General features: G+C 59.1%; 10 protein-coding genes. 6 read left to right on the top strand and 4 right to left on the bottom strand.

The genetic code is table 11. From position 1 onward, the window contains the following. Nucleotides 1-78 precede the first annotated feature (78 nt). The 3 genes from GSQ94_RS10945 (at nt 79) to GSQ94_RS10935 (ending at nt 3895) form a co-directional block, all read left to right on the top strand. Nucleotides 79-1671, top strand: coding sequence for a carboxylesterase/lipase family protein (locus GSQ94_RS10945; RefSeq protein ID WP_158943894.1), 1593 nt, complete (start codon nt 79-81; stop codon nt 1669-1671). Between the two features lie 146 nt (nt 1672-1817). After that, the gene (locus GSQ94_RS10940) at nt 1818-2387 is read left to right on the top strand and encodes an isoprenylcysteine carboxylmethyltransferase family protein (protein WP_158943893.1); all 570 of its coding nucleotides are present in this window, start codon (nt 1818-1820) and stop codon (nt 2385-2387) included. Between the two features lie 128 nt (nt 2388-2515). After that, a complete protein-coding gene (locus GSQ94_RS10935) occupies nt 2516-3895 on the top strand; it encodes an FAD-binding protein (protein ID WP_158943892.1) in 1380 nt (459 codons plus the stop codon). Nucleotides 3896-3909: 14 nt separating this feature from the next. Here the strand turns inward: GSQ94_RS10935 and GSQ94_RS10930 are convergent, their stop codons facing one another. Next, the gene (locus GSQ94_RS10930; protein WP_158943891.1) at nt 3910-4779 is read right to left on the bottom strand and encodes a deoxyribonuclease IV; all 870 of its coding nucleotides are present in this window, start codon (nt 4777-4779) and stop codon (nt 3910-3912) included. Between the two features lie 152 nt (nt 4780-4931). On the opposite strand from GSQ94_RS10930, the gene GSQ94_RS10925 reads away from it, so the two are divergent. After that, nucleotides 4932-5372, top strand: coding sequence for a DUF6526 family protein (locus GSQ94_RS10925; RefSeq protein ID WP_158943890.1), 441 nt, complete (start codon nt 4932-4934; stop codon nt 5370-5372). 90 nt (nt 5373-5462) lie between these two features. On the opposite strand, the gene GSQ94_RS10920 is transcribed toward GSQ94_RS10925, so the two are convergent. After that, nucleotides 5463-6092, bottom strand: coding sequence for an FMN-dependent NADH-azoreductase (locus tag GSQ94_RS10920; RefSeq protein ID WP_158943889.1), 630 nt, complete (start codon nt 6090-6092; stop codon nt 5463-5465). Nucleotides 6093-6211: 119 nt separating this feature from the next. Between GSQ94_RS10920 and GSQ94_RS10915 the strand changes: the two genes are divergently transcribed. Together GSQ94_RS10915 and GSQ94_RS10910 are read left to right on the top strand one after the other, a co-directional pair. Further along, nucleotides 6212-6841 (top strand): TetR/AcrR family transcriptional regulator, encoded by a 630-nt coding sequence (locus tag GSQ94_RS10915; protein ID WP_158943888.1) that lies wholly within the window; start codon nt 6212-6214, stop codon nt 6839-6841. 848 nt (nt 6842-7689) lie between these two features. Further along, nucleotides 7690-8865 (top strand): sulfite reductase flavoprotein subunit alpha, encoded by a 1176-nt coding sequence (locus GSQ94_RS10910; RefSeq protein WP_158943887.1) that lies wholly within the window; start codon nt 7690-7692, stop codon nt 8863-8865. A 75-nt stretch (nt 8866-8940) separates the two neighbouring features. Here the strand turns inward: GSQ94_RS10910 and GSQ94_RS10905 are convergent, their stop codons facing one another. After that, nucleotides 8941-10656: an AAA family ATPase gene (locus GSQ94_RS10905; RefSeq protein WP_158943886.1), complete on the bottom strand. Its 1716-nt coding sequence runs from the start codon at nt 10654-10656 to the stop codon at nt 8941-8943. Beyond that, nucleotides 10653-15005, bottom strand: coding sequence for a cobaltochelatase subunit CobN (locus tag GSQ94_RS10900; protein WP_158943885.1), 4353 nt, complete (start codon nt 15003-15005; stop codon nt 10653-10655). Before GSQ94_RS10900 ends, GSQ94_RS10905 begins: the two co-directional genes overlap by 4 nt. Nucleotides 15006-15037: the final 32 nt, after the last annotated feature.

The raw sequence follows: 15037 nt of genomic DNA, 5'->3' as shown, positions 1-15037 counted from the left end.
ACCCCGCCCAACCTCGCACCCACCAGCGCGCCAACACCCACTCCAAAGCCCGTGATAATTTGGCAGCGGAGAAGTTTCATGCCCTGGTGCCCCTCGAAGGTCTTTCTGTCTGCTGCAATCCTGTTATCTTCCGCCGCAGCACACGCTGCAAACCCGCTGCGCGTCAAAACCGACAAGGGCAAAGTACAAGGAGCCCTCACCACCGACCAGAAGGTGATCGCCTTCAAAGGAATCCCCTTCGCCGCACCTCCCATCGGCGGCCTCCGCTGGCAGTCGCCGCAACCCGCCGCCAAATGGAGCGGCACTCGCTCCGCAAAAGACTTCGGTCCTCACTGCATCCAGTCCTCGGGCTACGACGACATGACCTTTCACGACCCCGGCCCCAGCGAAGACTGCCTCACCCTCAACGTCTGGACCCCCGCCAACGCCCGCCCCGGCACCCTGCCCGTCATGGTCTGGATCTACGGCGGCGGCTACCGCGCAGGCAGTACCTCCGAGAACCGTCAGGACGGGCAGTTCCTCGCCCACCGCAACGTCATAGTCGTCTCCATGAACTATCGCCTCGGCATCTTCGGCTTCTTCGTGCATCCCGAGCTCACTGCTGAGTCGCCCCACCACGCCTCCGGTAACTACGGCCTCCTCGACCAGGCCGCCGCCATCGCCTGGGTCAAACAAAACATCAAAGCCTTCGGAGGTGACCCAAATAACATCACCATCTTCGGCGAGTCCGCAGGCTCCTTCTCCGTCAGCTCTCAGATGGCCTCTCCCCTCACTAAAGACCTCATCTCCAAAGCCATCGGCGAGAGCGGCGGAGCCTTCCGCGGTCTCGGCTATCAGACCCGCGAGGCCCGCGAAACAACCGACTCCCAATTCGCTCAGTCTGCCTACGGCACCACCAGCCTCGCCGCCCTCCGCAAGCTCTCCGTCGACGATATCCTCAAAGGCGCCACCGCCAAAAGCGATCCTCCCCCGCCGCACTTCGAGCCCGACGTAGACGGCTACTTCCTGCCCGACTCCGTGCCCAACATCTTCGCCGCTGGCAAGCAGGCCCACATCCCGCTCCTCGCGGGTTGGAATGCCGACGAAGACCGCGGCACCGTCATCTTCGCTCACACCAAACCGACCGCCGCATCCTTCACCTCTCTGGCAAAGCTCGAGTTTGGCCCCGACGCCGAGAAGTTTCTCTCCGTCTACCCCGCCACCACCGACGAAGAGGCCCAGCGCTCCGCAGGCGACTACGCTGGCGCGCGCTTCATCACCTTCTCCACCTGGCGCTGGCTCGAAGCCCACGTCGATACCGGAAAATCCCCCGTCTATCGCTACTCTCTCGACCTCGGCTCCCCCGGCGACAAGTACCACGCCGCCGCACTCGGGGCCTTCCACTCCGACGATATCGAGTACGTCTTCAGCACCCTCGACTCCCGCAACGTAGCCGTCTGGCGCCCCGAAGACCGCAAGCTCTCCGACCAGATCGGCGCCTACTGGACCAACTTCGCACGCACTGGCGACCCCAACGGCCCGGGCCTCCCCGTCTGGCCCACCTACAACGCACCCGGAAACTGGCAGGTCATGCACCTCGACGCAAACTCCCAAGCCCGCCCCGACGATCATCGCGACCGCTTCCTCTTCCTCAACCAGGCCTGGACAAACCCCAAATCCACCGCACAATAGTGTCAGAGCTCCATCAACAACAGCCGCCCCAAACCAACCCGGCCATACCCTATCGCGAGGAATCAGACGGCAACAATCGAACAGCATAGTGCATAAGAGAGCACGGTCAGGTAAAGTCACGCCATCGACAGATCTCTGAGGACGCCATGAGCCTATCGAAACTGTACGTCGTACTTTATTGGATATGGGTCTCGTCCGAGCTTCTGCTTCAGGTCGTGACACGTACCAGTCGTCGCAGCGGCACGGTTCAGGATCGCGGCTCGTTGCCGCTCTTGCTGATCGCAATCTTCGGCTCCATCTGGGCGGCAATGTGGTGCAGCAGTTTACAAACGTACGCGATGCCGGATGGGGCGCATTGGTCCAGGGTGGCCGCGTTGGTATTGATGCTGGCGGGACTGGCGATTCGTTGGACCGCAGTCTTGACCCTCGGGCTTTCCTTCAGTACAAACGTCGCCATCCACTCGACACAGACCCTGCGCACGACGGGCTTGTTTCGATGGGCACGGCATCCTTCGTACACAGGCATGCTGCTGATCTTCGCCGCAATTGGAATCTTTGAGCGCAACTGGATAAGCCTCGCGATCATGTTGGTCTTTCCCACCGCCGCCCTGATCTATCGGATCCATGTTGAAGAAATAGCGTTGACGAAGGCATTCGGCGCGACGTATGTGGAGTACAGCAGCAAGACGAGCCGTCTTCTACCGGGAATCTATTGAGGGAATGGGCCACTCGCAGCTCATCCACCTGAAAGTAATCACAGTGCTCGCCCAAAGATTCGTAATTGTGTCGCGCATGCCGGATCTCTAATATGATTCACGAACCGAAACCGAAGCGAGCGTACACAATGGACAAAAGACAATTCCTCAAGGGCTCCTGCTCTATCCTTACCGGAACCATGCTCTCCCGCTTCGTCTCCGCCGAAACCGCCCAGCAGACTCTCGAACAAGCAGCCCACCAGACCGCCCCCCGCACTAACTGGGCCGGTAACCTCACCTTCCACACCGACACCCTCTACCAGCCCAAGACCACCGAAGAGGTTCAGCACATCGTCAAGAGCTGCGACAAGCTTCGCGCCCTCGGCCGCGGCCACTCCTTCAACGCCATCGCCGACAGCACCCACGCGCAGATCTCCCTCAAGCAACTCGACTCTATCGACATCGACGCCAAGGCCCGCACCGTCACCGTCGGCGCAGGCGTCACCTACGGCAAGCTCGCCCCCATCCTCGACGCGCAGGGCTTCGCCGTCCACAACCTCGCCTCGCTCCCTCACGTCTCCGTCATCGGAGCATGCGCCACCGCCACCCACGGCTCCGGCAGCAACAACGGCAACCTCGCAACCATCGTCTCTGCCCTCGAGTTCGTCACCGCCGACGGCTCCCTCCACACCCTCTCCCGCGCCAAAGACGGCGACCGCTTTCTAGGCGCAGTCGTCAACCTCGGCGGCCTCGGCATAGTCACCAAAACCACGCTCGATATCATTCCCACCTTCCAGGTCGCGCAGGTCGTCTACGAGAACCTCTCCTTCTCGCAACTGGAAAAGCACCTCGACGAAATCTTCCTCAGCGGCTACAGCGTCAGCCTCTTCACCACATGGGAGAACCATCGCGCCAACCAGGTCTGGATCAAGCGCCGCCTCGAACCCGGCATCACCTCCGTCGCCTTCGCGCCAGAGTTCTTCGGCGCAAAACAAGCCACGCAAAAACTCCACCCCGTCCCCGGTCACGTCGCCGAAGCCTGCACCGAACAGCTCGGAGTCCCAGGCCCCTGGTACGAGCGCCTTCCCCACTTCAAACTCAACTTCGTCCCCAGCAGCGGCGCCGAAATCCAAACCGAGTACTTCGTCCCCCGCGAGCACGCCTACGAGGCCATCCTCGCCGTCGAAGAGCTCCACGACAAGATCACCCCGCACCTCTTCATCACCGAGCTCCGCACCATCGCCGCCGACAACCTCTGGCTCAGCATGGCCTACCAGCGCCCCTCCCTCGCCATCCACTTCACCTGGAAGCCCGAGTGGGACGCCGTCCAACAGATCCTACCCCTCATCGAAGCCAGGCTCGCGCCCTTCAATCCCCGCCCCCACTGGGCCAAAGTCTTCACCATCCCACCGGCAACCATCCAGGCCAGCTACGCCAAAATGCCCGACTACAAAACCCTCCTCAACCACCACGACCCACAAGGAAAATTCCGCAACCAGTTCCTCGACACCACCCTCTTCAGCGCCTGACCATAAGCACCGATCTACCCCGCAGCCAGCGTCCGCAACACGCCAACATTCCTCGCCTCATCCCCCGGCGCATCCACCGGCGTCTCCGCGATAAACGCCGCATGCGCAAACCGCTCATCATGCAGCAGCCGCCGAAACACCTCAGCCCCAATCGTCCCCTCGCCGATATGCTCATGCCGGTCCAGCTTCGACCCCATCGCCGCCTTCGCATCGTTGCAGTGCCACACCTTCACCGCATCGAACCCCACCGTATCCCCCACCAGCTTCATCGTCTCCACATATCCATCCGGAGACACAATGTCATACCCCGCCACATGCACATGGCAAGTATCCAGACACACCCCTACCGGAGCACAAGGCTTCAGCGTCTCCACCAGCTCCGCCACCTGCTCCAGCTTCCCACCCAGCGAAAACTCCGCCCCCGCCGTATTCTCAATCAAAATTTTAAAATTCTTCCCCTGCCACGGCACCCCATCAATTGCCTTCTCAATCGACTCCGCCGCCAGCCGCAACCCCTCCTCCCGCGTTAGCCCCTTCCAACTTCCCGGATGCAGCACCAGGTACTCCGCCCCCAACGCCAGCGCCCTCTCCACCTCTCCGCGAAACGCCGCCACACCATTCACCCGCACGCTCTCCGTCTGGCTGCACAGATTAATCAGATAACTCGCATGCACCGACACCGGCCCCACATCATGCTTCGCCCTCAGCTCCGTCATCTTCTTCGCGTCCTCCGGCTTCACCGCCGCCGCCTTCCACTGCCGCGGACTGGAAGAAAAAATCTGAAACGTATTCGCCCCCGCCGCCACAGCCCGTTCCACCGCAGTCCAGGTTCCCCCCGCCGTCCCTACATGCACGCCAATCCGCTTCGTCGCTGTCTTTGCCATCCCTCAAGGCTACCTCACCCTTTCCTCGTATGTAAGAAAGGTATAAAAGTCACGAAGTGACCGCGCCGCGCGTAGCGGACCCGTCCGGCAGGACACGCCTCCTTCGGTGCTATGCTGACCCCGCCATCATTTCGCACCAACGAGGACGCCCCATGCCTGCCACGCAGACCTTCAAGAGCCACACCCGCTACTACCCTCTCTTCCACTTCATCATCGTTCCGCTTCTTCTGCTCAACTTCATCTTCTCCATCTACATCACCATCCACAGCTGGCCCGGTTGGCAACACACTCATCTCTGGGGAATCGTCATGGCCCTCGTCCTCTTCATGATCGCCGGTGTCGCCCGCGGATCCGCCATCAAAGCCCAGGACCGCGTCATCCGCCTCGAAGAGCGCCTTCGTCTCGCCGCCCTCCTCCCCGCCGCCGACCGCGCCCACATCGACGAGTTCACCGTCCCCCAGCTCATCGCCCTCCGCTTCGCCTCCGACGCCGAGCTCCCCGACCTCGCCCACCGCGCCCTCACCAAAAACATGGCGCCCAAGGCCATCAAAGAAGCCATCGTCACCTGGCGCCCCGACCACCACCGCGTCTAGCCCACACCAAAAGAAAAGAGGCGGCCAGATAAGCCGCCTCTTCCCACCAGCACCTTCAATCAATCAATATTTATCCACAAACGAATCCGCCTAAGCCGTCACAAACTGCGAACGAATCGTCTCGAAGTGCGGCTGCAGGAACGTCGCGCGATCGATCTTTCCATACATCAACGCCGATGCGCCGCCAGCTGACAGGAAGTTCGTATCCGTCACGCCAAGAAACCCGAACACCGTCCGCAGGTAAGGCTCCACAAAGTTGTACGAAGCCATCACCGTTCCAGCGTCATAAGCTCCGCCCGAAGCCACCAGGAACGTAGCCTTCTTCCCTGCCAGCAAGCCCTTCGGCGAGCCGTCGGCATAACTGAACGTCTCATTGACTCGCGCAATCTGGTCGATCCAAAGTTTCAGCACCGCAGGCACCGAGAAGTTATGCATCGGCACGCCCAGAACATACTCATCCGCCGCCCTCAGCTCCGCAAGCAGCGTCTCCGAAGTTGCAAGCGCCTCCTTCTGCTCCGCCGTACGGGCATCCTTCGAGGTATACGCAGCACCGACCCACGCTGCATCGATCGTCTTTAAACTGCTGGCTGTCAGGTCGCGAAACACTACCGTACCGCTCGGATTCGCCGTCTTCCAGCTCTCAACATATTCACTGGTCAACCCGCGAGAGACGGAGGTTTCAACAAAGGGGCTGGAGTTCAAAACAAGTAAAGTGGGCATAGCAAGATCTCCTATACGACATATGACGTCTAAACCACTACTGTCGATTCATAAAATACGACATGCGTCGTTTAGATCGAAGATCTCATCCAATCTCTAGTAAAGTGGAGCCACCTGTCATGTCAGAGTCCGCAGCCAACCTGGCCGAAATCCCGGAGTTCCTCCCGGAGAAGTCGGTAGACCCGCGTATCCTGCGAACTCGCAACCTCCTCCAGCAAGCCCTCGTCAAGCTCATGAAAGAGAAAGAGTTCGACGCCATCTCCGTCCAGGACATCGCCGAGTCTGCCACCATAAACCGCGCCACCTTCTACGACCACTACCCCGACAAGTTCGCCCTGCTCGAGTGCACCATTGGCACCCGCTTCAACCATCTCCTCGCCGAGCGTGGCGTCACCTTCAACGGCACCTGCACCTCCGCGCTCAAGGCCATCGTCCTCGGCGTATGCGACTTCATCGCGTTCTCAGAGCCCCCCTGCTCCACGAAAGCCGGCCAGATGGAGCCTCACACGGAGTCAGCCATCATCGCCGTAGTCCGCCGCATGCTCCTTGATGGCCTCGCGAATCACCCCTCCTCTCCTGCCCCCATCTCCCCCCGGATGATCGCCACTACCGCCAGCTGGGCCATCTACGGCGCCGCCAAAGAGTGGGCTCAAACCCCCAACCGCCGCCCCTCCAGCGAAATCGTCGAAACCGTAGTCACCCTGATCTCCCCAATCCTCGCCTTAGTCGCCCCCACCCCGCTTCACTAAACGTCACTGCAGCCGGCCAGCAACAGCTCAGCTGCCTCTGCCGCCACTGCCGTTGCTTGTCCTTTTGGTTGTCATCCCCGAAGGGGACCTGCGATTGTAGTTGGACTCGCCGTGGCGGTTGCGTTGCGGTTGCGGTTGCCGTTGCTGTTGCTGTTGCAGTTGCCCTTGCAGTTGCCTGTCCTTTTTGGCTGTCATCCCGTAGGGATCTGCGGTTGCCGTTGCTGTTGCAGTTGCCCTTGCAGTTGCTTGTCCTTTGGTTGCCTGGCAGTTGCTTGTCCTTTTGGTTGTCATCCCGGAGGGATCTGCGGTTGTCTTTGTCTTTCTTTAGTATTCCCGTTGCATGCCCACTCGGTCATCATCCCGTAGGGATCACGGTCCAATCCTCACACTAATCACAAAACCAACACTGCCCGAAATCCAGGCTGTCAAGGCCCAAACCCCAATAAGCACCTCATTCTAAAAGGAATAAGCAGGGCGCATCAGTTCCCCCAGCCCTTCTATAATGGAATCCAGGGGAAACAATGGAATCCAGGGGAAACCTTCCCTCACAAAACCCAAACAGCCACAAATCACACAAAACAAGTATTTTGCGCACAAATCATCTGCAATCAATATTTTACAGACGCACCCCACCCCTAAACCCATAGAAATAAGAGGCTTAGCCCCAAAATACCCGGCAGGGGGGAGGGGGGAGGGAGCTTGCACTCAAAAACCGTGCGGCAAAGCACCACATCTCCACCACAGAACTGCAGCCAATCGCCACCGATTGCCCGCAAAAAGAACTCCCCCGGCGCCACTTTTCGCCCAAACTCACTCCATTTTGAGCCGATGCGTTTTACCATAGAAAAATGACCGAAGTGGAAGATCAAAAAGACCAGCAGACGACCGGACACGCGTCCAAGTACACCCGCAACAACCCCTACTTCTCCACCGTGACCTACAACCGCCTGCTCACCGGCGAAGGCTCCGAGAAGGAGACCCGCCACGTCGAGCTCACCATCGAAGAGGGCATGACCTACACCCCGGGTGACGCCGTCGGAATCATCCCCGAAAACCGCGCCATCGCCGTAGCCGAGGTCCTCGAAGCCCTCCACTTCACCGGCCGCGAGCGCGTCCTCGACCACTACAAGGTCGAGATCAGCCTCGAAGAGGCACTCCGCAGCCGTCTCGGCATCGGAAAGCTCTCCCGTGGCTCCGTAGGCCAGTACGCCAAGCTCGCTCCCACCATCGAAGGCCTCAAGGTCCTCGTCGGACCAGACAACAAGGCTCGCGCCGAGGAGTACTGCTGGGGACGCGAGTTCGTCGACCTCGCCACCGACTTCCCCAAAGTAGTCACCGAGCCGCAGCAGCTCTTCAACGTCCTCCAGCGCCTCACCCCCCGCATGTACTCCATCGCCTCCAGTCAGGCCATGCACCCCGACAACGTCCAGACCACGGTCCGCGTCGTCCGCTACGAGGCCCACAGCCGTGACCGCCAGGGGGTGGCCTCCGGACATCTCGGCGACCGCGCCGGCGAAGGCACGAAGATGCCAATCTTCCTTCACTCCAACAACAACTTCCGCCTCCCGGAAGACACCACCATGCCCGTCATCATGATCGGCCCCGGCACCGGGATCGCACCCTTCCGCGCCTTCCTCGAAGAGCGTCAAGCCACCGGCCAAAAAGGCGACAACTGGCTCTTCTTCGGCGAGCAGCGCGAAGCCATGGACTACCTCTACAAGGACCAGTTTCAGGCTATGCATAAGGATGGGGTACTCACCCGTCTCGACACAGCCTTCTCCCGCGACCAGGCCCGTAAGATCTACGTTCAGGACCGCATGCAGGAGCGCGCCAAAGAGCTCTACGAGTGGCTGGAGCGGGGTGCCTACTTCTACGTCTGCGGCGATGCCACCCGCATGGCCAAGGACGTCGAGACAGCCCTTCTCGACGCCATCGCCAGGGGCTCCAACGGCACCCTCGACCACGCCGCCGAATATCTGGCAGGCATGAAAAAACAGAAGCGCTACCAGCGCGACGTCTACTAGCATTCAAGATGTTCCTGGATCTGTAAAAGAAGGAACACTACAGCCCTGATCTTAGCCCGCATTCGAGGCCTGGAATCAGGGCTGTCTTGCGCCGTTCCTGATCAGAAGAGGAAAGTCATACCCCGCCTCAAGAGTCGCCAGGCTTATACATTCAGCCTGCATTACCTCGGCAAGCTCCTTAGCTCTTCCAAGCGCGTTATCGCTCGACTCCGTATCGACAACCAGCGCCGCGCAGGAGATCCTCCTGGCAGCCTGTAACGCATCGCCCCACGCATCCTCGCTGTAAACCGGAACATTCGCCCGCCCATCGGTGATCAACAACAGAAGAGTCTCAGGAGTCACCAGATGATTTGCCAGCTCAAGAGCATGAGCAAGCGGGGTCCGTCCGCCTGTAGGCAGATACTCCATGGCAGCCGTGACCGCAGCAACATCGCTCGTGGGCTCCACTAGAATCTCGGCGGATTCGCCACGGAATACGATCACCGCCACCTCGTCGCGCCGCCGCAATGAGCCCTCCATCAGACCCGCCACAGCCCCCTTGACTGCCCGCATCCTCTCCCGCGTAGCATGCGATCCGCTCGAGTCCACGACGAACAGGTACCGCGACCCAACCAGCGGCTCCCGTACCTTCTCATACAGGTCCTGAAGACGCGGCCTCGGCTGACCCGTCCGCGCAACCGCCTCCAGCACGGAAGCACGCGAGTCCAACTCCATCGGTTGCTCACTCCTTCTGCTCCTGACTACTGGCCCCGGAGCCTGCCCTTTGCGCGCCTCGTTCGCTCCGCTTCTACCATCCTCAACCGTCCAACGCAGCTCTGGCGTCTTGAGGGACACTGCGGAGAATCGCTGCTCACCCCCCTCCCCGGGCGCTTTGCTCTCCCCACGCTTCGCCAAGTCAGGCAGCGAAGGAGGAGAGGTCTGCTGCTGAGAACGGGGAGACTGGGGTGGCCGGCTCGCACGATGACCAAGCGCAAGCGCCAACACCGCATCAACGTGATCTTTTGTGACCTCTCTACAACCAAGGAGTGCGGCTTGCGCACAGCTGGCACGAGCAATCGCCAGATCTGCTCGAAGGGAGACGACTGCACGCTCACAGACGATCGTGCTGATAAGGTCCAGCATCTCCGTAGAACACTGCACCGACGGAAGCATCTCCCTGGCAGCGATAACTCGCGACCGCAGATACTGCTGCTCCTCCGTCCACTTGGCGGCAAAACCAGCGGCATCGGTGTCGTAGGCCATACGCCTCTCAACCACCTCCCGCCGCTCCGTCACGATGCCGGGGGCAGTGATATCCACCATAAGCGCAAAGCGATCCAGCAACTGTGGCCGCAGCGATCCTTCTTCAGGATTCATGCTTCCCATCAACACAAAGCGAGCTTCCTGTACGGAGCTAAAACCCTCACGCTCCACAGTCGAGACGCCGGTAGCAGCCGCGTCCAGCAACGCATCCGCAAGATGATCGGGCAAGAGATTAACTTCATCGACGTACAGAACACCGTTATTGGCCTCTGCTAACAATCCCGGCTTGAGCGCCGGCTCGCCCTTCAACGTACTACCTAGATCCATTCCCCCAAGGAGACGATCTTCCGTCACTCCGATGGGCATATTGATAAAGCGGCTCGGCTTCGGCAACAACTCGGCAAGTGCTCGCGCGGTCGTAGTCTTTCCGGCACCCTTATCCCCACGCAAAAGAACTCCCAGCCGCCAGTCCACAGCCGCTAGCAGCAGCGCCATCTTCAACTGCTCTTGACCAACGATGGCAGCAAACGGATAAGCTGGTCGACTCATACCGCGCTCCTTCTAGCCTCACCACGAGCTTCCAACAGACTTTCACTTTCGAGCAAAACCCCGCGCAACGCTTCGAGCGTCTCCTGCTTCGGATCCTCCCACAGCCCGCGCTCATTCGCTTCAAGCAGCCGTTCAGCAATCGCATTCAACGCCCAGGGATTGGATTGCTTCAGGAACTCCTGAGTATTGGCATCAAGCGCATACTCCTGCGCCAGCCCTTCATAGACAAAATCCGGAGCGATATGCGCCGTCGCATCAAAGCCAAAGATATAGTCGACAGTCGAGGTCAACTCCAGTCCACCTTTGTAGCCATGCCGCTTGATACTCTCGATCCACTTCGGATTGATCACACGAGAGCGATAGACGCGTAACGCCTCCTCACGCAGATCGCGCACGCGAACAGCATCCGGCCGGGAGCTATCACCAAAGTAGGCTTTGGGCTGCACCCCCGTAAGAGCCCGTATCGTCGCCACCATCCCCCCATGGAACTGAAAGTAATCGTCCGAATCAAAGATGTCGTGCTCACGATTATCCTGGTTATGCAACGCGACCTGCACACTCTTCAGTCGCTCCCCAAAGATTCCCCTCGCATCGACTCCATTAGCATCTCTGCCATAGGCGTATCCTCCCCATTCAAGAAAGACCTGCGCGATATCTCCGTCACTCTTCCAGTGTTGGGTCTCCATCAAAGCCTGAATACCCGCGCCATAGGTGCCGGGCTTCGCGCCAAAGATTCTGAACCGTGCGGACGCTTCTGCCTCTTCTGCCCCTTGATCACGATTCTTTTCTAGATCGCTCAGATAGTGCTTCCTCGGAAAGTTCATCTCGAGCGGTTCATCCTGTTGGATGACAAGCGCGACAGCATCATCAATCATGTCGATCAAGTGAGGAAACGCATCGCGAAAGAACCCGCTGATTCGAAGTGTGACATCGATGCGCGGCCGCCCAAGCTTCTCGAGAGGAATCAGAGTGATGCCCTCGGGTCGCCGCGACTGCTTATTCCACACCGGCTGCACCCCTAAAAGCGCAAGCACCTCACTCACATCGTCTCCGTGAGTTCTCATCTGCGAGGTGCCCCACGCACTCAATCCGACGGTTTCGGGATACTGCTTCTCCTCCGTGCGATATCGCTCAATTGCCTCGCGCGCAAGTTGTTGCCCTACACGCCAAGCAGCCTCCGATGGCAACGCCCTCGGATCGACCGCATAAAAGTTTCGCCCTGTAGGAAGAATATGTGCCATCCCTCGGGTCGGCGCCCCAGCGGGGCCTGCAGGAATGTAGCGGCCTTCGAGCGCATCGAGAACATGCTCCACCTCATCACCGGCGCGCTCCAGATTTGGAACAATCTGCTGGCAGGCAAACGTCAATGCCTCGGACACCTCCTTCGAAGCAGAGCCAACAAGAGAGTTCTGCAGATCCTCCAACAAACTAACCCTGAAGCCAAGCTCTTCAAGCCTCGCATAAAGGCTCAACGCCGCACGATCAAGCACCTCGAGCACATCAGCGTGGGTGTAGCAAATCGTCTCCAAAAGCAGAATCGCTTCATCAAATTTCTTCCCAGGCGCATTCAGAAGCTCTTGATAATCAAATCCGAGATTGCGAGCGAGTGCGTCCAACAGGCTTGGCGAGTCAACATTCACCAGGCGCGTCATGGAGCGCAGCATCTCAGGCAATGGAGGCATATTTCCCAGAATGTGCAAGCCGTCACGAATCTGGGCCATGCCTAGCTCGCAGAGATATCCATCGATGTCTTCGATCAGGTGCGCAACCTCACTGCCGCTCATCTCCGCCAGCGTTCCCGGCACTCCTTCCGGAGTAAGCTCATCCTCCCAATCATGTTTATGGTCCCCATGATCGCGCGACAGCATGTTCTTCAGATCGAGATCCGTCTTCAGGTTTGCATCCTGAATCAACTCCCATATCTGCTGTTGAATAAAAGGCAGCTTCGACGGGTCCAGTTTCTCAACCGCGTAGTACTCATTCACCAGTTGATTGAGCGCCGCAAGCGGCCCATAAGTCTCTGCGCTCGTCATAGGAGGCGTCAGGTGATCCACAATCACCGCATGGCCTCTGCGCTTGGACTGACTCCCTTCTCCTGGATCATTAATGATGAAGGGATAAATAAGCGGCATGTCTTCCAACAGCAGATCCGGAAAACACTCTCCAGATAGTCCCACAGATTTTCCAGGCAGCCACTCCAGCGTGCCGTGCTTCCCAACATGCACGATCGCATCGGCACCCCATCCCCCATCTTCGACCGACGTCGCCAGCCATTGGTAAAACGCAGTGTAGTGATGCGTCGGCGGAAGATCTGGAGTGTGGTAGATAGCGTCTGGATTGAGCCCATAGCCTCGCGGCGGCTGAATCGCAATCAAAGCGTTCTCCAGATGCATCGCGGCAAACAGATAATCGCTCTCCGCGCTCCACGGCTCAAAGTCCATCGAAGCAATCTTCGTTGCCACCTCACTCATCAGTTTTTTATCTATCTTCGGAGAAGACGATCGCAGGGTGTAACCACGGTCGCCCGGTTGCCCCCACATATCTTTCATTCGCTTCTGTGGTGCTTCGGGAAAGCGTTCGAACCGCCCCCGGTAAACCGCGCGTGAGTAACGGTGTGCTCGCTCTTCATCGAGAGGATGGGCCTCGTCATAGGTTCCACGCGATAGAAGCTCATGAATCAGATCATCAGCCGACTCCGGCAAAGCCCCTATCGAATACCGGCGCCCCTTCATGGCGCGCAGCAGATTTAGCAGACTTGCTGGCGAATCAAGACCAACAGCGTTTCCGACCTGTGCCGCTTTAGTCGACGAATTCGTTAGAACAAAAGCAACCCGCTTGTAAGCATTGGGCAGAGTCTGCAGCTTCGCAAGCCGAGCCGCAATCCCAGCAACACGATCCACGCGCTCATGATGCGGCACGTAGAGATCTCCACTCTGAGCATTTCCTCGCTCCTTGAACGAAACAGGAACCGAGATGATTCGTCCGTCAAACTCCGGCAGCGCAACGTTGATCGCAGTCTCCAGTGCATTCAATCCCCGCCGCGACACCTCCCAGTTTCCTCTTGGCATCCCACTGGAGATCGCCTGAACCACTGGAACTCCCAATCGCTCCATCACCGAAATGTTTTCGCCGGCCAGTGTCACCTCTCCGGTATTGATCTCCCCCATCGCAAAAGACAACGTGGTCACAATAACGTTGGCCCGGCCTTCCACAAGGCGTAGCACTGCGGGGAAACCACCCTCGAGCGCCTTCATGCTTGAGGTAAAGATGCAGAGCGCGTTCAGCCCACGAGACTCCAAGGCCTCGGCAAGCGCGTCAACGAACGCGGTATTCCCGCTCAGAAGATGAGCACGATAGAAGAGAACAGCAGCGGTCGGTTTCTTTGAATCAGCGCGCTGTAACCAGTCCTCATACTCTGCATGCTCCAAATCCTGCATGTAGATTCCATGTTCAGCCGGAGCAGCAGGCTTCTCGTAGCCGTGTCCGGTAAGCAGCAGCCGATCGGACAGAAACTTTAAACACTCCGCGATATTTTGCGTGCCGCCACTCTGAAGATAAGTCGTCACTGACGCAACTACGTCCGCATCGACCGTGCCCGCACTCAGGAACTCGGGATCCATCTCGCCCGTACCGCTCACCACGATCAGAGATCGGTTCTGCGTGACGCACATGGCGCGAAGGAGGGCAAACCCCGCCACTGACTTCAGCGGCCCATGCAATCGCAGCACAACTACGCGGGCACGCGCCAAAGCTCCTTCCATCAATGCAGTCATCTGCTCCTCGCTCCTCAGCCCATTCAGCGAGTAGGGGAACACATCGATATCTGCGGGCAGTTGCGCGCGAGCATGCTGCAAGGTCACCAGATCCGTGTCGGCGTGCGTCAATAAAGCGATTCCCTGGATCTTCTTCGCAGGCAAGCTCTCGGCTGCAATCAACGCCGGAGCTGCGGGTCTCGCATCCCAGTCGTAGAAGTTGAAGACATACTCCAGCAGCTCTTCAGGCGGCTGCAGAAAGCGATCCGCCTCCAGCATCGCATCGATATACGCGAATATCTGTATCACCTGCCAGGGGCTGTTGACTGAATGAAACCACACCGCCCGCCCGTCAAACACCAGGCTCGCAACATTCGATAGCACGCACGGCCCGAGACATCCCGCCTTGGTCAGATGGACTGTATTGCGCATCTTGCGGCGCGTCCACTCTTCCTTGTACGTTTCGACTGGGACCTGGGCATAACCGCGTTCTGTCCTGCCGCAGCAGCATCCGCTGAAACAATAGGAGAGGTGGGCGCGCCGCTGCACGATATTCACCGGTCGGCCATCTGCCCGCACTACTCGTTGACGATGCATTTCACTCAAAGGCCACTCTCTCTTCCTGACGT

Source organism: Granulicella sp. S190 (genome assembly GCF_009766095.1).
GTDB lineage: Bacteria > Acidobacteriota > Terriglobia > Terriglobales > Acidobacteriaceae > Edaphobacter.
The sequence above is the reverse complement of the archived record's forward strand: the minus strand, read 5'-3'. Positions and strand labels throughout refer to the sequence as shown.

Coding starts and splice junctions, on each gene's coding strand:
- GSQ94_RS10920 (WP_158943889.1), bottom strand. CDS start 6,092: ATGCCCACTTTACTTGTTTTGAACTCCAGCCCCTTTGTTGAAACCTCC.
- GSQ94_RS10905 (WP_158943886.1), bottom strand. CDS start 10,656: ATGAGTCGACCAGCTTATCCGTTTGCTGCCATCGTTGGTCAAGAGCAG.
- GSQ94_RS10925 (WP_158943890.1), top strand. CDS start 4,932: ATGCCTGCCACGCAGACCTTCAAGAGCCACACCCGCTACTACCCTCTC.
- GSQ94_RS10930 (WP_158943891.1), bottom strand. CDS start 4,779: ATGGCAAAGACAGCGACGAAGCGGATTGGCGTGCATGTAGGGACGGCG.
- GSQ94_RS10940 (WP_158943893.1), top strand. CDS start 1,818: ATGAGCCTATCGAAACTGTACGTCGTACTTTATTGGATATGGGTCTCG.
- GSQ94_RS10910 (WP_158943887.1), top strand. CDS start 7,690: ATGACCGAAGTGGAAGATCAAAAAGACCAGCAGACGACCGGACACGCG.
- GSQ94_RS10900 (WP_158943885.1), bottom strand. CDS start 15,005: ATGCATCGTCAACGAGTAGTGCGGGCAGATGGCCGACCGGTGAATATC.
- GSQ94_RS10915 (WP_158943888.1), top strand. CDS start 6,212: ATGTCAGAGTCCGCAGCCAACCTGGCCGAAATCCCGGAGTTCCTCCCG.
- GSQ94_RS10935 (WP_158943892.1), top strand. CDS start 2,516: ATGGACAAAAGACAATTCCTCAAGGGCTCCTGCTCTATCCTTACCGGA.
- GSQ94_RS10945 (WP_158943894.1), top strand. CDS start 79: ATGCCCTGGTGCCCCTCGAAGGTCTTTCTGTCTGCTGCAATCCTGTTA.